Here is a 22,014-nt window from a genome sequence, read left to right as displayed (position 1 = left end):
GGAGCCACTTGCATGGACATCCTCTACCAGATCCGCGCCCGTCAGGACTCCTTCAGCGCCGGTGAAGGGCGTATCGCCCGCCTGATGCTTGACGACGTAGGATTTGCCGCCTCCGCCAGCCTCGATGAGCTGGCGCTGCGGGCGGAGGTCAGCAGCGCCACGCTGTCGCGGTTCGCCCGTACGGTCGGCTGCAAGGACCTGCGTGACTTGCGCTTGCAACTGGCCCAGGCCAGCGGCGTCGGCAGCCGGTTTCTCGACCCGGCGAGCACGCCCGAGCAGTCGGCGTTCTACGGGCAGATCGTGGGCGACATCGAGTCGACCTTGCGCCAGCACCTGGCCGCGTTCGATGAGTCGCGTTTCGCCGATGCGGTGAAACTGCTGGGCAAGGCGCGCATGATCCACGCTTTCGGCATGGGCGGCTGCTCGACCCTGTGCAGCGATGAACTGCAAGTGCGCCTGGTACGCCTCGGCTATCCGATTGCGGTGTGCCACGATGCGGTGATGATGCGCGTCACCGCCGCCAGCCTCAGCGCTGAACACGTGGTGATTGTCTGCTCGCTGACCGGGATCACCCCGGAGCTGATTGAAACGGTGGAGCTGGCGCGCAACTATGGCGCAGGCATTCTGGCCATCACCCGGGCAGATTCGCCCCTGGCGCAACTGGCCGATATCGTCCTGCCCCTGCAAAGCGCCGAAACCTCGTTCATCTACAAACCCACGGCAGCGCGCTACGGCATGCTGCTGGCCATCGATGTGCTCGCCACCGAGCTGGCCTTGGCCAATCCTGAAGACAATCAAGAACGTCTGCGGCGGATCAAACTCGCCCTCGACGAATACCGCGGCGGCGACGATCACTTGCCGCTGGGAGACTGACATGCAGTACGACACGCTGATTCGCAACGCCCTGATCATCGACGGCAGCAACAGCCCCGGTTACCCCGCCGACGTGGCCATTCTCAACGGGCGCATCGAGCGTATCGGCGTCTTGCGCGATGCCCGTGCCAGCGAGGAAATCGACGCGCAGGGCCATGTGCTGGCGCCGGGTTTCATCGACGTGCACACCCATGACGACACCGTGGTGATTCGTCAGCCGCAGATGCTGCCCAAGCTCAGCCAGGGCGTGACCACGGTCATCGTCGGCAACTGCGGGATCAGTGCGTCGCCAGTGAGCTTGCGCGGCGATCCGCCGGACCCGATGAACCTGCTGGGCACGGCCGCTGCGTTCGTTTATCCGACCTTCCGCGACTACCGCGTGGCCGTCGAAGCGGCGAACACCACGCTGAACGTTGCCGCGTTGGTCGGTCATACGGCGTTGCGCAGCAATCATCTGGACGACCTGTTTCGCACCGCCACGGCAGACGAAATCAGCGCGATGCGCGAGCAACTGCGCGAAAGCCTTGAGGCCGGCGCCCTGGGCCTTTCCAGCGGCCTTGCCTATGCCAGCGCCTTCTCGGCATCGACCGATGAGGTGATGCAACTGACCGAAGAATTGACCGCGTTCGGGGCGGTCTATACCACCCATTTGCGCAGCGAATTCGAACCGGTGCTGGAGGCCATGGACGAGGCGTACCGGATCGGTCGCCATGCGCAAAGCCCGGTGATCATCTCTCACCTCAAATGCGCCGGCGCCGGTAACTGGGGGCGTAGTCCGCAGCTGCTGGCGTCTCTCGAAGAGGCAGCGAAGACCCACCCGGTGGGTTGCGACTGTTATCCCTACGCCGCGAGCTCTTCGACCCTGGACCTCAAGCAGGTGACCGATGCCCACCGCATCACCATCACCTGGTCGACCCCGCATCCGCAGATGGGCGGCCGCGACCTGATGGACATCGCCGCCGAATGGAATCTGCCGTTGCTGGAGGCCGCTCGCCAACTGCAACCGGCCGGTGCGGTGTACTACGGAATGGATGAGGCGGATGTCCGTCGGATCCTCGCGCATCCGCTGTCGATGGTCGGCTCCGACGGCTTGCCGGAAGATCCGTTTCCGCACCCACGCTTGTGGGGCGCATTCCCTCGGGTGCTCGGACATTTCAGCCGCGACGTGGGACTGTTCCCGCTGCACACCGCCGTGCACAAAATGACCGGGCTGTCGGCGGCGCGCTTCGGCTTGAAGGCGCGCGGTGAAATACGCGAAGGCCATTGGGCGGACCTGGTGTTGTTCGACCCGGCGACCATTCGTGATGTCGCCGACTTCAACGACCCACAGCGAGCGGCGGAGGGCATTGAAGGGGTATGGATCAACGGTGTGTTGAGTTACCGTGATGGCCAGGCCAACGGGCGCAGGGAAGGACGGTTTCTGGCCCGGGAAGGGGATTTGCGCACGGGTTTTCAGTGAGTTTCGAGGACTGCGTCACAGTGATGGCACTTTGAAACTAAAGAATGGCATTTCCGCGCCGAATTGCTGACATCAGGCCCGGCTATCATTGCGGTTCGGTTACGTATTTTGTAGGCGCGAGCTTGCTCGCGATGGACGATAGGGCACAGCGTTTACCCAGTAGACACGCGTCATCGTTAACGACCATCGCGAGCAAGCTCGCTCCTGCAGGTCTTTCATTGTCTGGGAGCAACCCGATGAGCTTCGGCAAAACAACTCCGATCCTGCGTATTTTCGACGAAGCCAAGGCAGTGGAGTTCTACGTCGATTTCCTGGGGTTCAAGATCGACTGGCAACATCGATTCGAAGCGAATTACCCGCTGTACCTGCAAATCTCCCGTGGCGAATGTGTGCTGCACTTGTCCGAACACCATGGCGACAGCACACCGGGGTCTGCGCTGCGGATCGAGACGGATGAGCTGGAGAAGTTTCAGCGGCAACTGTTGGCCAAGCAATACAGGTTTTCCCATCCGCAGATTCAGGCCATGCCCTGGGGCAGCCAGGACATGACCATCGCCGACCCGTTCGGCAATCGGTTGGTGTTCACCAACGCGATAAGTCTCTGAGCCTTCAGCCCCTCAGGTTTAAGCCTTCAGCCTTCGTTCGGCACCCGGTGGGTTTGGCGAAACTCGCCGGGCGGCATCCCGCGCCGGCTTTTGAACGTGCGGTGAAACGAGCGGGGCTCGGTGAAGCCCAGGTACTGGGCGATGTCCTGGATCGGCAGGGTGCTGTTGAGCAGGTAATGCTCGGCCAGCTCCTGGCGCAGGTCATCGAGGATCTGCTGGTACGACGTACCGGCCTGATGCAGCTGGCGTTGCAGCGTGCGCACTGACACCGCGAGATGCTCGGCCACCTGCTCCTTGCGTGGCAGACCTTCCTTGAGCAATTTTCGCAGGATGCTTTTGACCCGCTGTTCCAGCGAAGCGTCCTCCAGTGTGGCCATCAACCCCTGGGCATGTTCTTCCAGGGTGCGCAGCAATTGCGCATCGGCCTGGCGCAATGGCAACTGCAAATACGGCAATGGGACAATCAGCGCCGAATAAGGCTGGTCGAACAGTACCGGACAGTCGAAGAACTGCTCGTACTGTGCCAGCGTCGTGTCGGCCGGACAGGCATGTTCCAGCCAGACGGCAGCCGGTGACATTTGCGTGTCGGCGATCCAGCGCGCGTATTGCAGCCAGGAACCGAGCACGTTTTCCACCAGGTGTCGGCGAATTCGCGGGCGTTGATGGCGGCATGTCCAGATCAGGTGCACGTCGCTGCCCTGCACCTCGGCGCGGCTGACGCCCATGTCTCCCACCAGCTTCTCGAACGGCATGATGCGGCTCATGGCGTCGCCCAGTGTCGCGCAGTTCATGGTGATGTAACCCAGCACGCTCCAGGAGTTGGGCAACACAAAACGCGCGGCGTTGAGACCGAACAACGCATCGCCCGAGTGTTCGCAGAAATAATCGAGCAGCCGTTCATGGGCTTCACCCGGCAACCGCAGGCTGTTGTCACTCAACTGCTGTGCCTGCAACCCGGCAGCCGCCAAAGCAGGCTCGATGGCCATGCCCAATTGTTCGGCATGACGCAGGTATTTGAGCAGCGGCGGAACTGAAGTGAAGCCCAGGGATTGCATGATCGTATTCCTTTGATCAAGGCCCGCGTGCGCGGATGAATGCCCTGAAAGGTAATTTGAAACCACGGCTAAAGTAAATGGCTGACGCCTGCGCGACGTTTGACTCAATTGGCTACTCGAACTGGCCGGATGCGACCGTGACACTTTTCGGCGGCTGACTAGTATGGGGGCCTGAAATATCACTGATCAGAACCGCAAAAGGACACACGCATGCGACGCTGGAACGGCTGGGGAGATGCAACCACGGTGGTCGAACTACCGGCCCAGGGCGCGAGTTTTCTCGCCCAGCGGGTGGGAGACGGTCGAGCGCTGCCCGATGCGACGCTTGAGACAGCATTGGCCCGCGTGCCCCCGTCGCGGTTGCAGCAACACTTCTTGTACAGCGTGGATGCCCAAGATCGTTTGCTGCATGCCCGGGGCCAGAGCCTGCCGGACTGGCTGGCGTTGCGTGAAGGCGCGCTGGGGAATTATCCCGACGCCGTGGCCTATCCCGTGAGCGCTGAACAGATTCGCCGGTTACTGTTGCTCGCCCATGAACAGGACCTGTGCCTGATTCCTTATGGCGGCGGCACCTCGGTGGCCGGTCACATCAACCCGCCGAGTTCCGCGCGGCCGGTGGTGACGGTTTCCCTGGCCCGCATGAATCGCCTGCTGGACCTCGACGAACAGAGCCTGATGGCCACGTTCGGCCCTGGCACCAGCGGACCGCAGGTGGAAAGTCAGTTGCGCGCCCATGGTTACACCCTGGGGCACTTCCCGCAGTCGTGGGAGCTGTCGACCCTGGGTGGTTGGGTCGCCAGCCGCTCCAGTGGCCAGCAGTCGCTGCGCTATGGGCGGATCGAGCAACTGTTCGCCGGCGGGACCCTGGAAACCTTTGCCGGACCTTTGGATATTCCCTCCTTTCCGGCCTCGGCGGCCGGGCCCGATCTGCGCGAGGTGGTGTTGGGCTGTGAGGGCCGCTTCGGGATCATTTCCGAGGTGAAGGTACGGGTCAGCGCTCTGCCCGCCGATGAGCGTTTCTATGGTGTGTTTCTGCCCGATTGGCCCAAGGCGCTGCAAGCCATCCGGCAGTTGGCCCAGGCGCGGGTACCGCTGTCGATGCTGCGTCTGTCCAACGCGGTGGAAACCGAAACCCAGCTGGCGCTGGCCGGTCACCCGCAGCAGATCGCCTGGCTGGAAAAGTACCTGGCCCTGCGCGGCGCCGGTGAGGGCAAATGCCTGCTGACGTTCGGCGTGACCGGCAATCGTCGACAAAATGCGCTGTCCCTGCGCCAGGCCCGGCAGCACCTCAAGGCGTTCGGCGGGGTGTTTACCGGCACCTTGCTCGGCAAGAAGTGGGCGCAGAACCGTTTTCGTTTTCCCTACCTGCGGGAAAACCTGTGGAACGCCGGTTACGTGGTGGACACCCTGGAAACCGCCACTGACTGGAGCAACGTCGATAACCTGCTCACGCTGATCGAAAACAGCCTGCGCGACGCCTTGGCTGCCGAAGGCGAGCGGGTGCATGTCTTCACCCACCTTTCCCATGTCTATGGCGAAGGATCGAGCATCTACACCACCTATGTGTTTCGCCCGGCGGCCGACTACCCCGCCACCCTGGCGCGCTGGCAGGCGCTCAAGCAGGCGGCCAGCCAGACCATCGTCGACAACCACGGCACCATCAGTCACCAGCATGGCGTGGGCAAGGACCACGCGCCGTACCTGCGGCGGGAGAAGGGCGCGCTGGCGATGGACACCCTGCAGGCACTGAGTCGGCACTTTGATCCGGCCGGGCGACTGAACCCTGGCACGCTGTTGCAGGAGTGACGGCCATGAGCCTGGACTGGAACGCGGCGTGGCGACAGCGAGTGCTGCCGACGCTGGCGGATGAAACCTGGGACCTGATCGTCATCGGTGGCGGCATCAGCGGCGCCGGTATCCTGCGCGAAGCCGCGCGCCGAGGGTGGCGTTGCCTGCTGTTGGAGCAGCGCGATTTCGCCTGGGGCACCTCCAGCCGCTCCTCGAAAATGGTCCATGGCGGCTTGCGCTACATCGCCAAGGGCCAGTGGCGCCTGACCCGCGATTCAGTCCGCGAACGCCAGCGCCTGCTCGACGAGGCGCCGGGGCTGGTGGAGCCGATGAGTTTCATGATGCCGCATTACCGTGGCGGTTTTCCCGGACCGCGGGTGCTGGGTGGTTTGCTGTCCATCTATGACGCATTGGCCGGGCGACGCAGCCATCACTTCCATGACGCGCAACAACTGCGTTATCTGGCGCCCGGGGTGAAGGAAGATGACCTGCTGGGCGGCACCTGTTTTGTCGATGCGCTGACCGATGATGCCCGTCTGGTGATGCGCGTATTGGGCGAGGCCCGGGCCGATGGCGCCGTGGTGCTCAATGGCGTGCGCGTACAGCAATTGCTGCGTGAAGAGGGGCGCGTTTGCGGGGTTCAGGTCGAAGACTGCGAAGGGGGTGGGTTACTGACATTGCGTTGTGGCGTGCTGGCCGTGGCCACCGGCGCGTGGGCCGAGCGCTTGCGCCTGCCCGATGCCCCTCGCCAGTTGCGGCCGTTGCGTGGCAGTCATTTGCTGTTGCCGGGCTGGCGCCTGCCAGTGGCGCAAGCCTTCACCTTTCTGCACGAGCACGACCGTCGACCGGTGTTCGTTTTCCCTTGGGAGGGTGCCACGGTGGTCGGCACCACGGACCTCGATCATCACGGCGATCTGGACCAGAGCGCGAGCATCAGCTTTGATGAGCTCGACTATCTGCTGGCGGCCTGCAGCCAACAGTTCCCCCAGGCCGAGGTGGTCGCCGCCGATGTGCTGTCGACCTGGTCGGGCGTGCGCCCGGTGGTGGGCAGTGCGGCGGGGGAGCATCAAGACAAGCCGTCGAATGAAACCCGTGAGCATGTGCTGTGGCAGGAGCCTGGTTGCGTGACCCTGGCCGGCGGCAAGCTGACCACCTTTCGCCCGCAGGCGATTGAAGTGCTCAAGGCCTGTGCAACCATGCTCGATCGTCCGTTCGTTGATGACGCCGCGCCAGTGTTCGCCGCCGTGCCGCCGCTGGCGATACCGGGGCTCAGCGCCAACCGGTGGCGGCGCCTGGCCGGGCGGCATGGCCGTGACCTGCCGAGGCTGGCGCAACTGATCGCGGAACTCGGCCATGACACCGTCGGCGGCACTGACACCTTGTGGGCGGAGCTGGCCGTTGCCTGCGATGGGGAAATGGTCCTGCACCTGGATGACCTGCTGCTGCGCCGAACCCGCCTGGGCCTGTTGCTGCCGCGCGGTGGCGAGGATTATTTCGCTGCCATTGGCCAACTCTGCCAACCGCGACTGGGTTGGGACGATGAGCATTGGCAGCAGGAATTACAGCGTTATCGGGCGTTGTGGCAACGCCATCATGGTTTGCCGGATGCCGCGCATTGATGCCCATTGAAGAGAGCTCCATGGATAACCACCCGAACAAGCGTTACCTGTTGGCCATCGACAATGGCACCCAGAGCGTGCGCGCGCTGCTCTTCGACCTGCAGGGCAATCTGCTGGGCAAAGGCAAGGTCGAGTTGCAGGCCTATTACTCGACTCAACCCGGCTGGGCCGAACAGGACCCGGAGTATTACTGGGCAAAACTGGGTGAGGCCTGCCAGCAGTTGTGGCAGCAAACCGGCATCGATCGTTCACAGATCGCCGGTGTATCCCTGACCACCCAGCGCGGCACGGTGATCAACGTCGATGCTCAGGGCAAGGCGCTGCGCCCGGCAATCCTGTGGCTCGATCAACGCCAGGCCGAAGTCAAGGGTGGCATCAAGGGGCCGTGGGGCTGGCTGTTCAAACTGGTCGGCGCGCAAGCCACAGTGGACTACTTTCGCGCCCAGGCCGAGGCCAACTGGATCGCCCGCAATCAGCCTGAGGTCTGGGCGGCGACCGACAAGTTTTTGCTGCTCTCGGGGTTTCTCACCCATCGCCTGTGTGGGCGCTTTGTCGATTCGGTGGGCTGTTGCGTCGGTTACCTGCCGTTCGACTTCAAGCGCTTGCGCTGGGCCGCCCCCGCCGATTGGAAATGGCAGGCGCTGGCGGTGCGTCCCGAACAACTTCCGAGCCTGCACAAGCCCGGTGAAACCCTCGGCTACATCAGCGCCGAGGCCAGCCGCCACACCGGCATTCCCGAGGGGCTGCCGCTGATTGCCGCGGGTGCCGACAAGGCCTGCGAAGTCGTGGGTTCCGGCGTCGTCGACCCAGGCACCGTGTGCCTTTCCTACGGCACCACGGCGACGATCACCGGCACCCGGTCGCGCTACCTGGAAATCGTTCCGTTGATTCCGCCTTACCCGTCTGCGGTACCGGATCAATACAACTGCGAGGTGATGATTTATCGCGGCTACTGGATGGTCAGCTGGTTCAAGAACGAGTTCGGTCTGCGGGAAATGCAGCAGGCCAAAGCCCAGGGTGTGGAGCCCGAGCAACTCTTCGATGCGCTGGTCGACGCCGTGCCGCCGGGCTCCATGGGGTTGATGCTGCAACCCTACTGGTCGCCCGGTATCCGCGAGCCGGGTGTCGAAGCCAAGGGCGCGATGATCGGCTTCGGCGACGTGCATACCCGCGCACACATTTACCGGGCGATCCTCGAAGGTCTGGCGTATGCCTTGCGTCAGGGCATGGAGAAGATCGAGAAACGTTCGAGGGTCTCCATCACGCGCTTGCGCGTCGCCGGAGGTGGCTCCCAAAGTGATGCCGCGATGCAACTCACGGCGAACATTTTCGGCCTGCCGGCCGAGCGTCCGCATGTCTACGAAGCTTCCGGGTTGGGCGCGGCCATTTGCTGCGCGGTGGGGCTGGGGCTGCACGCGGATTTCCCCACGGCGATGGCCGCCATGACCCGGGTCGGTGCGGTATTCATGCCGCAACCCGAGGCGCAGCAGATCTATGAGCGACTGTACAAAGAGGTCTACCTGCGCATGTATCGACAGCTCAAGCCGCTGTACCAGAGCATCCGCAAAATCACTGGTTACCCCGCCTGAAAGAACACCGTAGATCCCCCCTGTGGGAGCGGGCTTGCTCGCGAAGGCGATGTGTCTGTGACATCAATGGCGACTGACACTCCGCCTTCGCGAGCAAGCCCGCTCCCACAATGAACTGTGGTGTTTCTTCTACCTTGCATGTGGCGCTATCGGAGACCTTTTCTGGTGAGATTGGACAGTGTCAGGGGCAGGGTCGGTTGTTAGGCTCAACCCCCACAGCACATCCAATAAGAACCAAGCAATGAAGCTGACATTCCTCCTGTTGCTGCTTTGTGCAACGGCCCCCACAGCCTGGGGCTGGTCGAACCATACGGTGGGCAGCTACCTGGCGTTGCAGGATTTGCCGGCCTTGCGTGATGCACCGCAGGTCGAAGTCGAGCCGCTGGAACAGTTTCTTTCGCAGCAATACCAGGCCGTGAGTGCGCTGCTCGATGAGCAGGAGCGCTTCGCCCGCGAGCACTTCGCCCAATACCCGCCGCGCCCCGACAACCTGCAATTGCCCGTCGTGCCTGGGGACAATCTGCGCCACGACTTCCTCAGCGCACTGCGCATCAACCCCGGGATTCATCTGGCGATGGTCATCCAGCCGATGCCGGGCAAGGATCTGCCCGAGCGTGAACACCTCAAGGCCGAACAAGTCATGGTGCAACAGACGCTTTCACCGTGGAATCGCCAGCGCTTCATCGTTGTCGCTGACCACGAACAAGTCGCGCCCCTGGCCGTGTTGGCCAGCGCTGCCGATGAGCCGGATTACGGCCACGACATCAACCTGTTCAGTGACAACCCCGGCGAAGTCGGCGCGTTGTACGGCTTCGGCCCGCAGCCTTTCGGCGACGCCCGGTTTCAGTACAGCTCCCAGGCGCCGTTCCATATGGGCTTCTTCCATGAAAGCCCGGTGGTGTACGCCGCTGCCGGGTTTCTTCAGCGCAGCTGGCCGGACTGGCGCGCCTACCAGTACATGGGCTTGGCGCGACTGGCGTTTGCCACTGGCCATCCTTATTGGGGCTATCGATTTCTCGGTTGGGGCCTGCACCACGTTCAGGACCTGACCCAGCCTTATCACGCCAAGCCATTGCCCGGTGTCGAACTGGCGAGCCTGCTGGTGCTGGAAGGCAAGGCCCTGGCCGGCTTCGATGCGGACAAACATGCCGCCATCGAACGGGTCGCCACCCGACACATGGAAGTGGAGAAGTATCAGTCGACCTGGCTTCGTCGCCTGCTGCGCGCCGGCCATGCACACCCGATGCTCGACGCTTATGCCGACTCTGCACAGGACGCCCATTACCCACCGTATTCGGTGGACTACCTGCGTGAAGTGGTGAGTGCCGAGTCCGTCGACGAATCCACGGCGTTTGATGAAGCCATCGGCCAGTGGTTGGACACGGCACCGATCACCAGCGATTTCAGCAGCGGTAATCAGCTGCAGCGCGAAGACTTCGACCATCCGGCACTCAACCGGCAGCTGTTCAAACTGCTGGGGCATTTCGGCGCCCACAGCCGGATTTACGCCCGTGCGGGATTGGCGCCATAGCCATCGCAGCCACATTTTCAGAACACAAAAACAATAAAACCAGGGAAAGAGGAACGGATCATGAGCACTCGATTTCGCCTGTCTGGCGCGGCGCTTCCCGGCGTGGGCCTGGCAGGGCTGCTGCAACTGTGCGCGGTCGACGGCGTGCAGGCCAAGGAGTTCAGCGTGCTGGACAACCAGATCACCGGTTCATTCGACAGTACCTTGTCCTATGGCCGCTTGTGGCGGGTCCAGGGCCGGGACAAAAACAACGACGACGTCAACACCAACGACGGCAATCGCAACTTCGACACCGGGCTGGTTTCCGAGGTGTACAAGATCACCTCGGAGCTCGAGGCCAACTATCAGAACTACGGGATGTTCGTGCGCGGCACCGCGTTCTATGACACCCAACTGATGGACAAGCGCAACGATTACTACCGCAACAACAACCCGTCGCAACCCAGTCAGAGTTTCCCGCAGGACGACCACTTTACTGACCAGACCCGCGATATCGCCGGCAGCCGGGTGGAGATGCTCGATGCCTACCTCTATGGCAACTGGGACGTTGCGCAGATGCCAGTCACGGCCCGTGTCGGGCGCCAGGTGTTCAACTGGGGGGAGGGGATTTTCTACCGTGGCGGGGTCAACACCACCAACCCGGTGGACGCGGCCAAATACCGTTTGCCCGGGGCCGAAGTCAAGGAAGTGCTGGTGCCGGTGGAAGCGCTGAGCTTCAACATCGGCCTGACCGACAGCCTGACCATGGAAAGCTTTTACCAGACGAACTGGAAGGAAACCCGCATCGACCCGGTCGGCACGTTCTACTCGCAGACGGACCTGTTCGCCGACGGCGGCAACACCGCCTACAACAACTTTACCGGTACCGCCCTGGACACCCCGGTGCCCGGCTTCGGCAACGTGATCGATCTGTACAGCGCGCTGGGCAACAACCCGCTGTTCAGCCAGGCCCTGAGCACCACCGGCCTGTACGCCAACGGGGTCACCCCGGCCTTTGGCAACACCGTCAAAGTGGCCTCGGTCGGCAAGGATTACAACGCGCGCAACGACGGCCAGTTCGGTTTCGCTTTTCGCTACATCGTAGAAGAGCTCAACAGCACCGAGTTCGGGTTGTACATGGTCAACTACCACGCCAAGGAACCGACCATTTCCGCCGATCTGGGTGGGTACAAGGGCATCGACATGAACGCCCTGACCAACCTGTTGGCCGGTGTTGCCGGCAGCCAGGCGGGGCAACTGGCCAACGGCCTGGCGACCATGGATGTGCTGGGCAATATTCAGGCGCATCGGCGCTACGCCGAAGACATCCGCATGTACGGCTTCAGTTTCAACACTACCCTGGGCCAGGCGTCGGTTTTCGGCGAAGTGGCCTATCGGCCGAACCTGCCCATCGGGGTCGCCGCCACCAACGACCTGATCGGCGACCTGGCCAACGGCGCCGCCGCAGCGGCAGGCGGCCAGACCATCAACATCGGCGGGCAGCAAGTCACGCTCGACAGCCAGATCAATAACGCCGAGCGGGTGGAAGCGTTCAACACATCCGTGGGCACCATCTACAACTTTGGCCCGAGCCTGTCATTCGACTCGATGTTCGGCGTGTTCGAGCTGGCGTCCGAGCACCTGCGCGGCAGCAGCCTGCAATACACCGCGTATGACGGCAGTACCCGTTACTACGCTGGCACCGGTAACTTTTCCTATGTGTCCGGCGGCGAACGCAGCGATCAGGTCAACCGCAACTCCTACAGCTACACCGCGATGCTCAACGGCACCTGGAACGACGTGTATGCCGGGGTCAACGTCTCGCCTTATGTCGTCTACAAGGATGACTTCAAGGGCAACAGTTACCAGGCGGGCAACATCATCGAGGGCCGCAAGGCCTACACCCTGGGGATCAAGGCCAACTACCAGAACAAGCTGGAGGCCGAGCTGCAATACACCGAGTTCTACGGCGGTGGGCAGGACAACGGCCTGCGTGACCGCGACAACGTCGGCTTCAACCTCAAGTACTTCCTTTGATTGCTACACGCAGACCCATTGTGGGAGCGGGCTTGCTCGCGAAAGCGGTGAATCAGGCGACATCTGTGCTGGATGTGCCGCCCTCTTCGCGAGCAAGCCCGCTCCCACAGGTTTTTGTACTTCGGAGAACGATCATGTTTCACACTTCACGACTGACCAAGACCACGCTGGCGCTGCTCCTGAGCCTGGCCGCCGGCAGCGCGCTGGCCGCGATCTCGCCCCAGCAGGCCGAGCAATTGAAGACCACGCTGACACCGCTGGGGGCCGAGCGTGCCGGCAATGCGGCCGGGACCATTCCGGCCTGGAACGGCGGCATAACCCAGGCGCCGGCGGGCTACAAGCCGGGCCAGCATCACCTGGACCCGTATGCGGCGGACAAGCCCCTGTTCACCATCACCAAGGCCAACCTTGAACAGTACAAGGCCCACCTCAGCCCGGGTCAGATCGCACTGTTCAACAGCTACCCCGACACCTTCCAGATGCCGGTCTATCCCTCTCGCCGCTCGGGCGCGGCGCCGCAGTGGCTGTATGACAACACCTTGAAAAACGCGACCTCGGCCAAGCTGCTCGATGGCGGCACCGGTTTTGACGATGCCTATGGCGGTGTGCCGTTCCCGGTGCCCAAGGATGGCATCGAGGTGCTGTGGAACCACATCACCCGTTATCGCGGCATCTATGTGGTCCGTCGTGCCTCCGAAGCGCCGGTACAACGCAACGGCAGCTTCGCGCTCGTGACCTCGCAGCAGGAGGGGCTCTTCAACTATTACCGCCCGAGCGGGCAGTTTGCCGACCTGAAAAACATCCTGTTCTACTACCTGGCGTTCGTGAAGAGCCCGGCCCGTCTGGCGGGCGGTGCGGCATTGGTTCACGAGACCCTGGACCAGCTCAAGGACCCGCGTCAGGCCTGGGTCTACGACGCGGGCCAGCGCCGTGTGCGCCGGGCGCCGAACCTCGCGTATGACACCCCGATCGCCTCATCCGACGGCCTGCGCACGGCGGACGATACGGACCTGTTCAACGGCTCGCCAGACCGCTACGACTGGAAGCTCAAGGGCAAGCAAGAGGTCTACATCCCCTATAACAATTACAAAGTCGGCAGCCCTGAGGTGAAGTACGAGCAGCTGCTCACACCGGGCCACCTCAACCCGCAATTCACCCGTTATGAGCTGCATCGGGTCTGGGTGGTCGAAGGCACGCTCAAGCCGGGCGCGCGGCATATCTATTCCAAGCGCGTGTTGTTTCTGGACGAGGACAGTTGGGGCGCCGCATTGGTGGATCAATATGACGGGCGTGGGGAGTTGTGGCGGGTGTCGATGGCCTACCTGAAAAACTTCTACGACCTGCCCACCACCTGGAGTGCGCTGGACGTATTCCATGACTTGCAGGCGCGTCGTTACTACGTGCAGAACCTGGATAACGAAGAGCCGGGCACAGTGGACTTCGCCCAACCGGTGCCCGAAGACGCGTACTTCATGCCGTCGGCATTGCGCCAGCGCGGGACGCGGTAAGCCGCGCAGCACACCCTTTCAGATGCGGTCTGTGAGAACGCAATCGCGAGCAAGCTCGCTCCCACAGGGTGTTGGGTCGTTCACAGAGTCTGTGTTCGACTCTCTACCTGTGGGAGCGGGCTTGCCCGCGAATGGGCCTTTCAATTACCGACGGTGTACGGTCAGACGCGGAAGTGGCTCACCATCTGCTGCAATTGACCACCCAACCGCGCCAGCTCAACGCTGGACTTGGCGGTCTCATCGCTCGCCGCAGCGGTCTGCTCGGACACATCGCGCACGTTGATGATGCTGCGGCTGATCTCTTCGGCCACGGCACTTTGCTGTTCGGCAGCGGCGGCGATCTGCTGGTTCATCGACTGGATGTTGGACACCGTGCGGGTGATGTTCTCCAGTGACTCGCCGGCCTTGCGGGTCAGGGCTACGCTGCTGTCGGTGAGGACGCGGCTGTTGTTCATCACGGCGGACACTTGTTGCGTGCCGTTCTGCAGGCCGGCCACCAGGCCTTCGATTTCCTCGGTGGATTTCTGCGTGCGCTGGGCCAGGCCGCGGACCTCGTCGGCCACCACCGCAAAACCACGACCGGCTTCACCGGCACGGGCCGCTTCGATGGCGGCATTGAGTGCCAGCAGGTTGGTCTGTTCGGCGACGGCCTTGATCACGTCCATGACGCTGCCGATCTTGTCGCTTTCCTGTTGCAGCACACTCATGGCTTCGGTGGAGCGCACCACTTCGCTGGCCAGGCGCTCGATCTGGGCGATGGCTTCGTTGACCACTTTGTCGCCTTCACGGGCTTCGCCGTCCGCCGCCGCAGCGGCTTGCGAGGCTTCTTCGGCGTTGCGCGCGACTTCCTGCACGGTGGCGGTCATCTCGTGCATGGCGGTAGCGACTTGATCGGTCTCGACTTTCTGGCTGTTGACCCCGGCACTGGTCTGCTCGGTCACGGCCGACAGCTCTTCGGCGGCGCTGGCGATCTGGGTCACGCCGTCGCGGATGCCACTGATCAAGTCGCGCAGGGTTACGCCCATACGAGCGATGCCTTGTTGCAACACGCCGAGTTCGTCGCGACGGGTGACCAGCACATTGTGGGACAGGTCACCGCTGGCGATGCGATCGACCACCGCCAGGGTTTCGCGCAATGGGCGAGTGATCTGGCGAGTGATGACCACGGCGGCAATGACGCCCACCAGCAGTGCCAGTAACGTGCTGATCAGTTGCAGGGTACGGGCCTGGGCACTTTCGGCATCACGGCGGTCGAGCTGGATCTGGTACAGCTGATCGCTCTGGGACACGATGGCGGCGCCCTGTTCGGTCATTTCCTTGCGCGCTTGCACCGCGTCATTACTGGCGGCCTTATAGGCCTGCAAGGCGCTGCGGTAGTTGCCCAGCGCGGTTTCCAGCTGACGCAGGGCGTCTTGCCGGGAGTCGGCGAAATGTACGTTCAGCGGTTTCAGGCTGGCGATGGCGGCGTCCAGTTGGCCGACGGCTTTTTGCTCGGTCTCGGCATTGGTACTGGCGGTGTAGCCGCGCACTTCGTAGCGGGCTAGCAGGAACGCTTCCTTGGCCGCGGTGATGGCCTGGAACTGTTCGAAGCGCTGGTCGCTCAACGGCATTTGCTGCACGCGGGTATTGATGTCATTGATCAGCGTGTTGGCGGTTTCGGCGCTGGCGCTCATGGCATCACGGGCGCTGTTGCCGGCGCGATAGGCGCTGCGCATCTTGCCCAGGGACGTTCTGTAGGCGTCGATGACGGCGCCTTGCTCGCGCAGCAGCTTGAGGTTTTCCGGGCTCTTGAACTTCGCCAGCAGGGCTTGCTGCTGGGCCGAGAAGGCGTCGAGGGTGGTCTGCACATTCTGCGCGGCGGTTTCGTCGCCGTTGGTCAGCATGTATTGCAGGCGAACCACGCGCAGCTTGGTCAGGCCGGCGTTGAGCTGGGTGATGTCGCTCATCCAGTTGCTGCGGTCGATCAACCCGCCCAGGCTGGTCCAGCCGGTCAGGGCCAGGACGCAGGTCAGTGCCAGGACCAGGCCAAACCCCAGGCCCAGTTTCAGGTTCACGCTGATGTTGCCGAACCAGCTATTCATCTCATTCCTCCAGGAACTTGGTACTTCTTTATCGTCGGTTGGCTGGAAGATTGTTTTTTTTGGAAGCCGCCAAGCGGTGTAAGCAGGATGTATCGGCAGCAATCCCGGGAGCTGAAAGGTTTTTTCCACACGGTTCTGTAACAAGACTTTTACAGCGCCTTTAAGCTTTTTTTCACATGGGTTTCACCAGCCACCGACGCGGGTTTCCTTAACCTGCCCGTATCTGATGAGGTAGTGCTTGCTGGCGAGGCGGTTTGATGTGGAATTAAGACTGAGTTTTTTTGGGGTAAAACGCTCGATCGATCTGAACCGCTTCGCCCGTTATCGCAACGCTGCGGTGGTGTTGGTCTCGGCGTTGCTGGTGATCCCGTTGGTGCTGTTCTTGCTGCGACCTGCTGCCGTTGCGGACCTGGCTCACGGCAATGTGAGCGGTGCACAGGCGTTGATGACCGGGTGGGCCAAGGGCGACCTGATCGTTCTGGTGCGCCACGTCGAGCGCTGCGATCACTCCACGGCGCCTTGCCTGGTTGGCAACGATGGCATTACCGAGCGCTCGCGCAGTGTCGCCATGGGTGTCGGTGCGCATTTCCAGAACCTGGGCCTGGACAAGGCCGATATCTACAACAGCCCGATCCTGCGTACGGCGCAGACCGCCGGTTTCATGTTCAACAAGGTCGGCACGGGCGAAGACTGGCTGATCGGTTGCAGGGGCACCATGCTGCGCGACGCATTGGCGCACAAGGTGGCCGGACGTAACCTGATTCTGGTGACCCACAGCGAATGCATGGACCAAATGGAAAAAGACCTCCATTTGCCGACTTCGACCCTGGGTTACGGGGCTTCTTTGTTTATCTCCGCCGAAACGCCGCAGACTCCGCGCATGCTTGGCTTTATCGAAGCATCGGATTGGCCGACGGTGACGACCCGTTGAATTTCACCATCCCTTCGAATCAGGACTGAGCGTGCAGACCGCTTCCCGCTTTTACTGGGTGAATTTTGGTATCCCGCTGGCCTGTGCGGTCGCGGTGTTCCTGATGTTCGACATGACCAGTATCGACATCGCCTTCAACAATTACTTTTTTGATCCGGTGACGCAGACGTACCCGTTGGACCAGGTCCATCTGTTCGAAAAAATCACCCACAAATGGGCGCGGATCATTCCGAACTGGACCGGAGAAATAGCGATTATCGGTGCCTTGCTGTCGTTTCTCTGGCCGCGCCTGAAGGCTGAAAAGCACTCGAAAATCATCGCCTTCCTGGAAAAAATCAAAGTCGCACCGGTGCTGCGCTTTGCCAATCGCCATCGACGCGACTTTCTCTACGTGGTGTTCGCGTTCTCCATCAGCACCGGGGTCATTCACTACCTCAAGGGCCACACGAGCGTGTATTGCCCGATCGAAACGACCCTGTACGGCGGCAAAATGGAGCACATTGAGTGGTATGAGAATTTCGACCTGTTGAAAGTCGCTGGCGAGGGGCGTTGCTGGCCGGGCGGACATGCGTCGGGCGGTTTCACCATGCTGGCGTTGTACTTCGTGGCTCGCCGTTATCGCTGGCGCTATTCGAAAGCGATCATGTACGGCTCGCTGACCCTCGGTTTCATCTATGGCACCACACGGGTATTGCAAGGGTGGCACTACATGTCCCACACCTTCTGGGCCGGGATCTTCGTATGGCTGGCGTGTTTACTGACGGCGCTGGCGTTCTACGGGCGAGCGAGGCTGGAACAGCCGGTGCTCTCCAAAGTGCAACAACCGGTGGCGGCGACTCAGATCCAGGCAGCGAATTGAGTTGGTGTTGAACCGCAAAACCCGCATCTCGAAAGGGGTGCGGGTTTTTTGTTGCTCGCGGAAACCTTCAGTAAGTCTCGAATTGCGAATTCGCAGACAAAAAAAAAGCCCGCGGGAGGGCGGGCAAACCGTAGTTTCTTGAATGAGCGAGCGAAATGTACAGGCTGGCGCGAGTTGGTGGGGTGAAGAAAAATTCATTTCGATCAAAGCCCCCGTACCAGAGCCTGCGATGCCGATCATCGGCATCGATCCATCTCAAGCCTCAACTTCGTCGAGAGGCGCGATGTTGTCCAGAGCCCGGTTCACCAGCAATTGCGCCAGCACGGCCAACTGCTGGATCGCCAGGGCGATGTTGCGACGAGAACTCTCAAGCTCGCAGGCAAGGTCGGTGCTCATGACGTTGAGCGAGGCCAGGGTTTCACTGGCGTGGGTGAGCAGGGACGGTGTGTCGATGTTGGGGCGAAGGGTGAAGACGTGGCTGATGGGGTCTTGGTGATTGGGGTTGCGGAGGCGGGCGCTGATGGCGGATTCGGTGGTTTTGGAGAGTTGGGATAAGTCGGGTGTTTCGGTTGTTGAGTCTGGTGAAGTGTTTGGTGGGTTGGGGCTATGTTTTTTCAAGATGTGCTCCGTCTTTGGTTGAAGGAGCTGCCAACTATCTGCTGTCAATCAGATGTGGGTGGCAGCTGTACGCGGGTTGACAGACCGGGGAGCAACAAAACCGGTGCATCCGAAGATGCCCCACGCACAGCCACCATAAAAACAGAATGCGCAGAAGCATGCCGTTTTATCAGGAAGAGTGGAAGTTTGCTCTTCAGCCTGTCAAAGCCGATCGCTGATGTGCAGCGACCCCAGAAGGCTATCGTTGCGAAGCTGCGTCCACCAGTTCATGAAAGGCGATGCGTTTTGCGGGAAATGTCCTAGGACGTGGTGAAGTCGTTGCACCGATCACAGGTCACTCGATCTCACCGTGTGCTTGAAATGATGCTCCCAAAGCCTGACCCCCAACCCGCCCGTCCGGTCCAGTGACGACCCCACCGTCAGATCCGTGATCAATGTCGGCTGCAAACCCGCATCAAACAGCTGGCCGCTTCTCGGGCAGGCCAGCTGCATAGCGCAGCCGTTACCGAGGCCCATATTGCAACCATGCACATAGCGGCATTGCGCGACGGTCCATGTGACCCTATCGTCAGATTTCACCTGCCACAAAGTGCTTTTGTGAGTTGTGAGCGTACGATGTAACTCACGTTTTCGCTGAAATCCTGGGGGAGCGAACGAAGCGACCGAGCGATGTTGAATTGGAGAAAAGTCATGATTCGCAAGCACTACTTGAAAGCCCTGGCGACGCTGCTCATCGCCGCTGGCGTGCAGTGGGTGACGCTACCCGTCTACGCGACCGAGCAGGGTGAACAGCGGCGTGAAGCTCGCGATACCAGGCAGGAAGGGCGATCCACTGCCCGGCAAACCAAGGATGAATGCAGAAAGGGCAATGACAAGAGCAACGTGGAATGTCGCCAGGACAAGCGCGGCACCAAGCAGGATACCCGTCGCACAGCCCGGGATATCAAGTACTGATCGTTGGTGTGGGTCCTGTTTCAGACGGTTGCAGGGCTTGCGATACAGCCAGAAACAACAAAGCCCGCACTGGGCGGGCTTCGTTGGTGTCTCAATTGGGCCGGGGTCATTTGAACTGGGCGGTGTGACTGCCGTGTTATCGAGGCTTGGTTGGTTACAGCAAATCAAGGGATACAGGTGGGGATACACAACGCGGGCTTGTACCTAACGTGGAAGCCTGTGTCGCGACCAAACAGTGGACTAAACCCAAGTCAATTTGTAGTCGGCGTCTTGGGCGATAACTTTCATGATGATGATTATTCCTGTCCGAAGGTCCTCCAGTTCCGATGCGAATTTCCTCCATTTTTTATCAGCGGAGTTGCAACGCAAGGTCTTCAGGTCAGTTGTGGCACCTATATTCCGAAAAAACTGATCAATTGCAGCCTGAATGCGTTGAAGAGCGTCGAAGGCATAGTTGTCTGGTGAGAGCCTTGCTCGAGTCTGAGACACGCGTTCGCGGATCAACGTCAACGAGTCGAGCACTCGGGGTGGATTTTCATAATCCATACCTTCGTATAGAACGCGTCGGCTTTCTAGAAATGAGACGAAATCTTGGCATTCCTGGTGGCGCTGCCTGTCTTTGCCTAGCGCGAGAATAGCCGCCTCCAAGTCCTTACCTACAATCCGACGGACTATAGACGCCTGTTTGACTTTCCAGTCTTTCAATGTTTCCGTGGGATAGGACTTTGGATCATCATCGATTCGTTGATGGCACGTAAGGCAAAGCCAAATACCGTTGGCGACCCCTCTGAGGTCTGTTGTTTCTTGAACTTCTTCAGACCGAGGACCATTTTTGCCTGCCGGGGCAATGTGAGCAGCTTCAGCCAATGCCCGGGGTTTGCCTTCCGTGGTTTCGTAGCCGGTGAATCGTAGACATCCTGGAAAGGCGCAGATAAACATTGCACTTCGGCCAATTTTCTCAGCGGTAGTGCGGGTGAAGTTGATTCGTTCTGAAGGCATGCTTGTCACCTTTTAGGTTGAATATGATGGCAAGTTCTTAGATGGATAGCTTTCTGCCACATAGTCGGGCTTGCGAAACTAATGTGTTTGGGATCCAGGTAGTGATACACGGATCCCAGATCTAGAGGTCTACCTTGGATATATAAAATATCTGCAGAGAGACAAGCTCACAATGCCTTGATAAAAGATTTCGCGGTGTTATGTCATCCTTTTTACTCCAGCTTTTCCCATTCGGTATACACATTTATTATTGTTCGATATCGCGATGTTAAAGCGTCGAAGAACTCTTTCAAGTCAGGTCGCTCAAGAAGATTTCTTATTTCGTATTTGTAGGTTTTTCTAAATCTTTCTTTGTCGACTTTTCCGTCGATATATTTAGAGCAGGCATCATCGTAGGTGTTAAGAAGTGACTCTATAGCTGCGTTAAAGTTTTTTCTGTAGTAAGTTAGTGTCGATTTCGCTTCCTCGTCTAAGCTTTCAGCATCCTCTTTTGAAACTAACGGCGCCATCAGTAAGGCTATGTCGTTGAGTTTGGTCTTCGCGTTTTCGATAGCTTGTCTCATCTCAAGCTCGACCATGCCATTTTGTATATTTAAGTTTTCCTGGGCTATCTTGTTTGCTTTTGAACTCGAGTTCTTTGCAAATATTGCAGCCGCTATCGCTACAATTAAACTAAGAAGAGCAATTTCTTCCGCTAGGTTGATTGTCATCCTTTATATCGTCCTTTCATTGCACTAATTACGTCCAAGATACTGCTGTTATCTGACGCCGTAGTACTTTTATGGCGATGCTCGAGGCCGAAGCTTTCCTTAATTACAACGGTTCTTCGTGCTTGTAGTTCAAGCTCCTCCAGAATGGCGAGCTTGGCAGCGCGAGATAAAGGTTTTCCATTTGATGCGGAAGTTAATGTTTCCAGATGGTTTATTATTTCTGCCAGCGCTAGCCGTTTATCTCTAGTAGCCAGTAATTGTTTTAAATAGTCACTGGCTCTTTCTTCTTTAGTTTTGATTGCCATTTTTATTCCCTGCTGGCGGCTTAATTGCGCATCTCGCTTCACGTGAGCGATGTTGACCAAGCTAAAGGCTACTCATTTGCTATCATGGTGTCCATTGGCTTAACACCGTCTGCCATTGATAGCCGCACGCACAGCCTGCCCCGTCAGAAACTTCTCCGGGGACCCTGAGGGCAATCCTTAGATACGGGGTCGGAAACCCGCGGGATCGTAGTAGCGGCAGCTTACCCAGCTTATTGAAATTTCAATGTTGAAATTGAAAGGATATTGAAGAAAAAGGGGCACCTTTACCGCATCTGTAAAGGTGCCCCTTCGTGTTGATGATTGTGAACGCCAGAGCACCGTTAACCACGGAGATCGGTGTCAACCACGTCAACCTGTCAACCAATGTGAAAAAACCTCCCACTAACACGAAGGCGCGGGTTTCCGACCCCGTACTTGCCGAACATCCCCAGGGTCCCAAGCGATGTCGGTGCCCCGGTCTCCTGTTCGTTGTTGGCAGGCAGCACCTCCCAAG

At 60.1% G+C, this 22,014-nt stretch carries 18 protein-coding genes and 2 pseudogenes; 12 read left to right on the top strand and 8 right to left on the bottom strand.

What is annotated here, in order from left to right; genetic code table 11:
* The first annotated feature begins 12 nt into the window (after positions 1-12).
* From AC1RP7_RS24485 to AC1RP7_RS24475, 3 genes are all read left to right on the top strand, one after another.
* A complete protein-coding gene (locus AC1RP7_RS24485; RefSeq protein ID WP_493182978.1) occupies positions 13-873 on the top strand; it encodes a MurR/RpiR family transcriptional regulator in 861 nt (286 codons plus the stop codon).
* Between the two features lies 1 nt (position 874).
* Complete coding sequence (locus AC1RP7_RS24480; protein WP_492588580.1) at positions 875-2,332, top strand: D-aminoacylase; 1,458 nt, start codon at positions 875-877, stop codon at positions 2,330-2,332.
* 236 nt (positions 2,333-2,568) lie between these two features.
* Positions 2,569-2,937 carry a glyoxalase superfamily protein gene (locus tag AC1RP7_RS24475; RefSeq protein ID WP_090452992.1) on the top strand — a complete coding sequence of 123 codons (369 nt, stop codon included), beginning with the start codon at positions 2,569-2,571 and terminating at the stop codon, positions 2,935-2,937.
* 26 nt (positions 2,938-2,963) lie between these two features.
* Here AC1RP7_RS24475 and gliR read toward each other — a convergent pair whose 3' ends face one another.
* Complete coding sequence (gene gliR, locus AC1RP7_RS24470) at positions 2,964-3,992, bottom strand: AraC family transcriptional regulator GliR (protein ID WP_057716506.1); 1,029 nt, start codon at positions 3,990-3,992, stop codon at positions 2,964-2,966.
* 210 nt (positions 3,993-4,202) lie between these two features.
* Between gliR and AC1RP7_RS24465 the strand changes: the two genes are divergently transcribed.
* From AC1RP7_RS24465 to AC1RP7_RS24440, 6 genes are all read left to right on the top strand, one after another.
* Positions 4,203-5,798: an FAD-binding oxidoreductase gene (locus tag AC1RP7_RS24465; protein WP_340316711.1), complete on the top strand. Its 1,596-nt coding sequence runs from the start codon at positions 4,203-4,205 to the stop codon at positions 5,796-5,798.
* Between the two features lie 5 nt (positions 5,799-5,803).
* A complete protein-coding gene (locus AC1RP7_RS24460; protein WP_154861543.1) occupies positions 5,804-7,399 on the top strand; it encodes a glycerol-3-phosphate dehydrogenase/oxidase in 1,596 nt (531 codons plus the stop codon).
* Between the two features lie 20 nt (positions 7,400-7,419).
* Positions 7,420-8,988, top strand: a complete 1,569-nt coding sequence (locus tag AC1RP7_RS24455; RefSeq protein WP_218494858.1) for an FGGY-family carbohydrate kinase — start codon at positions 7,420-7,422, stop codon at positions 8,986-8,988.
* A 241-nt stretch (positions 8,989-9,229) separates the two neighbouring features.
* Complete coding sequence (locus AC1RP7_RS24450) at positions 9,230-10,519, top strand: phospholipase (protein ID WP_493182975.1); 1,290 nt, start codon at positions 9,230-9,232, stop codon at positions 10,517-10,519.
* 60 nt (positions 10,520-10,579) lie between these two features.
* Positions 10,580-12,535 carry a DUF1302 domain-containing protein gene (locus AC1RP7_RS24445; protein WP_174245501.1) on the top strand — a complete coding sequence of 652 codons (1,956 nt, stop codon included), beginning with the start codon at positions 10,580-10,582 and terminating at the stop codon, positions 12,533-12,535.
* A 134-nt stretch (positions 12,536-12,669) separates the two neighbouring features.
* Positions 12,670-14,043 (top strand): DUF1329 domain-containing protein, encoded by a 1,374-nt coding sequence (locus AC1RP7_RS24440; RefSeq protein WP_090453004.1) that lies wholly within the window; start codon positions 12,670-12,672, stop codon positions 14,041-14,043.
* Between the two features lie 161 nt (positions 14,044-14,204).
* Here the strand turns inward: AC1RP7_RS24440 and AC1RP7_RS24435 are convergent, their stop codons facing one another.
* Together AC1RP7_RS24435 and AC1RP7_RS24430 are read right to left on the bottom strand one after the other, a co-directional pair.
* On the bottom strand, positions 14,205-14,909 hold the full coding sequence (locus tag AC1RP7_RS24435) for a methyl-accepting chemotaxis protein (RefSeq protein WP_407514505.1): 705 nt from the start codon (positions 14,907-14,909) through the stop codon (positions 14,205-14,207).
* A gap of 201 nt (positions 14,910-15,110) precedes the next feature.
* Positions 15,111-15,989 (bottom strand): annotated as a pseudogene (locus AC1RP7_RS24430) (methyl-accepting chemotaxis protein); the annotation flags it as partial.
* Between the two features lie 394 nt (positions 15,990-16,383).
* Here AC1RP7_RS24430 and pmrG point away from each other — a divergent pair.
* Complete coding sequence (pmrG, locus tag AC1RP7_RS24425) at positions 16,384-17,055, top strand: lipopolysaccharide core heptose(II)-phosphate phosphatase PmrG (protein WP_493182974.1); 672 nt, start codon at positions 16,384-16,386, stop codon at positions 17,053-17,055.
* A gap of 31 nt (positions 17,056-17,086) precedes the next feature.
* A complete protein-coding gene (locus tag AC1RP7_RS24420; RefSeq protein ID WP_493182972.1) occupies positions 17,087-17,914 on the top strand; it encodes a phosphatase PAP2 family protein in 828 nt (275 codons plus the stop codon).
* Positions 17,915-18,169: 255 nt separating this feature from the next.
* Here AC1RP7_RS24420 and AC1RP7_RS24415 read toward each other — a convergent pair whose 3' ends face one another.
* The gene (locus tag AC1RP7_RS24415; RefSeq protein WP_493182971.1) at positions 18,170-18,532 is read right to left on the bottom strand and encodes a DUF6124 family protein; all 363 of its coding nucleotides are present in this window, start codon (positions 18,530-18,532) and stop codon (positions 18,170-18,172) included.
* A 327-nt stretch (positions 18,533-18,859) separates the two neighbouring features.
* A pseudogene (locus tag AC1RP7_RS24410) lies at positions 18,860-19,000 on the bottom strand (hydrolase); the annotation flags it as partial.
* Between the two features lie 222 nt (positions 19,001-19,222).
* Here AC1RP7_RS24410 and AC1RP7_RS24405 point away from each other — a divergent pair.
* Complete coding sequence (locus AC1RP7_RS24405; RefSeq protein WP_493182970.1) at positions 19,223-19,486, top strand: hypothetical protein; 264 nt, start codon at positions 19,223-19,225, stop codon at positions 19,484-19,486.
* Positions 19,487-19,726: 240 nt separating this feature from the next.
* Here the strand turns inward: AC1RP7_RS24405 and AC1RP7_RS24400 are convergent, their stop codons facing one another.
* The 3 genes from AC1RP7_RS24400 to AC1RP7_RS24390 all read right to left on the bottom strand — a co-directional run bounded on the left by AC1RP7_RS24400 (position 19,727) and on the right by AC1RP7_RS24390 (position 21,500).
* Complete coding sequence (locus AC1RP7_RS24400; RefSeq protein WP_493182968.1) at positions 19,727-20,485, bottom strand: DUF6650 family protein; 759 nt, start codon at positions 20,483-20,485, stop codon at positions 19,727-19,729.
* A gap of 212 nt (positions 20,486-20,697) precedes the next feature.
* Positions 20,698-21,195, bottom strand: coding sequence for a hypothetical protein (locus tag AC1RP7_RS24395; protein ID WP_493182966.1), 498 nt, complete (start codon positions 21,193-21,195; stop codon positions 20,698-20,700).
* The gene (locus AC1RP7_RS24390) at positions 21,192-21,500 is read right to left on the bottom strand and encodes a hypothetical protein (protein ID WP_493182962.1); all 309 of its coding nucleotides are present in this window, start codon (positions 21,498-21,500) and stop codon (positions 21,192-21,194) included. Before AC1RP7_RS24390 ends, AC1RP7_RS24395 begins: the two co-directional genes overlap by 4 nt.
* Positions 21,501-22,014 lie beyond the last annotated feature (514 nt).

This window comes from Pseudomonas sp. GW822-FHT01E03 (assembly GCF_058802985.1).
Note: the sequence above shows the minus strand (reverse complement) of the source record. Positions and strands in the feature narration are given on the sequence as shown.

Excerpts from the sequence above, each read along its gene's own strand:
- AC1RP7_RS24485 (WP_493182978.1), top strand. The coding sequence starts at position 13 with ATGGACATCCTCTACCAGATCCGCGCCCGTCAGGACTCCTTCAGCGCC.
- AC1RP7_RS24480 (WP_492588580.1), top strand. The coding sequence starts at position 875 with ATGCAGTACGACACGCTGATTCGCAACGCCCTGATCATCGACGGCAGC.
- AC1RP7_RS24475 (WP_090452992.1), top strand. The coding sequence starts at position 2,569 with ATGAGCTTCGGCAAAACAACTCCGATCCTGCGTATTTTCGACGAAGCC.
- gliR (WP_057716506.1), bottom strand. The coding sequence starts at position 3,992 with ATGCAATCCCTGGGCTTCACTTCAGTTCCGCCGCTGCTCAAATACCTG.
- AC1RP7_RS24465 (WP_340316711.1), top strand. The coding sequence starts at position 4,203 with ATGCGACGCTGGAACGGCTGGGGAGATGCAACCACGGTGGTCGAACTA.
- AC1RP7_RS24460 (WP_154861543.1), top strand. The coding sequence starts at position 5,804 with ATGAGCCTGGACTGGAACGCGGCGTGGCGACAGCGAGTGCTGCCGACG.
- AC1RP7_RS24455 (WP_218494858.1), top strand. The coding sequence starts at position 7,420 with ATGGATAACCACCCGAACAAGCGTTACCTGTTGGCCATCGACAATGGC.
- AC1RP7_RS24450 (WP_493182975.1), top strand. The coding sequence starts at position 9,230 with ATGAAGCTGACATTCCTCCTGTTGCTGCTTTGTGCAACGGCCCCCACA.
- AC1RP7_RS24445 (WP_174245501.1), top strand. The coding sequence starts at position 10,580 with ATGAGCACTCGATTTCGCCTGTCTGGCGCGGCGCTTCCCGGCGTGGGC.
- AC1RP7_RS24440 (WP_090453004.1), top strand. The coding sequence starts at position 12,670 with ATGTTTCACACTTCACGACTGACCAAGACCACGCTGGCGCTGCTCCTG.
- AC1RP7_RS24435 (WP_407514505.1), bottom strand. The coding sequence starts at position 14,909 with ATGACCGCCACCGTGCAGGAAGTCGCGCGCAACGCCGAAGAAGCCTCG.
- AC1RP7_RS24405 (WP_493182970.1), top strand. The coding sequence starts at position 19,223 with ATGATTCGCAAGCACTACTTGAAAGCCCTGGCGACGCTGCTCATCGCC.
- AC1RP7_RS24400 (WP_493182968.1), bottom strand. The coding sequence starts at position 20,485 with ATGCCTTCAGAACGAATCAACTTCACCCGCACTACCGCTGAGAAAATT.
- AC1RP7_RS24395 (WP_493182966.1), bottom strand. The coding sequence starts at position 21,195 with ATGACAATCAACCTAGCGGAAGAAATTGCTCTTCTTAGTTTAATTGTA.
- AC1RP7_RS24390 (WP_493182962.1), bottom strand. The coding sequence starts at position 21,500 with ATGGCAATCAAAACTAAAGAAGAAAGAGCCAGTGACTATTTAAAACAA.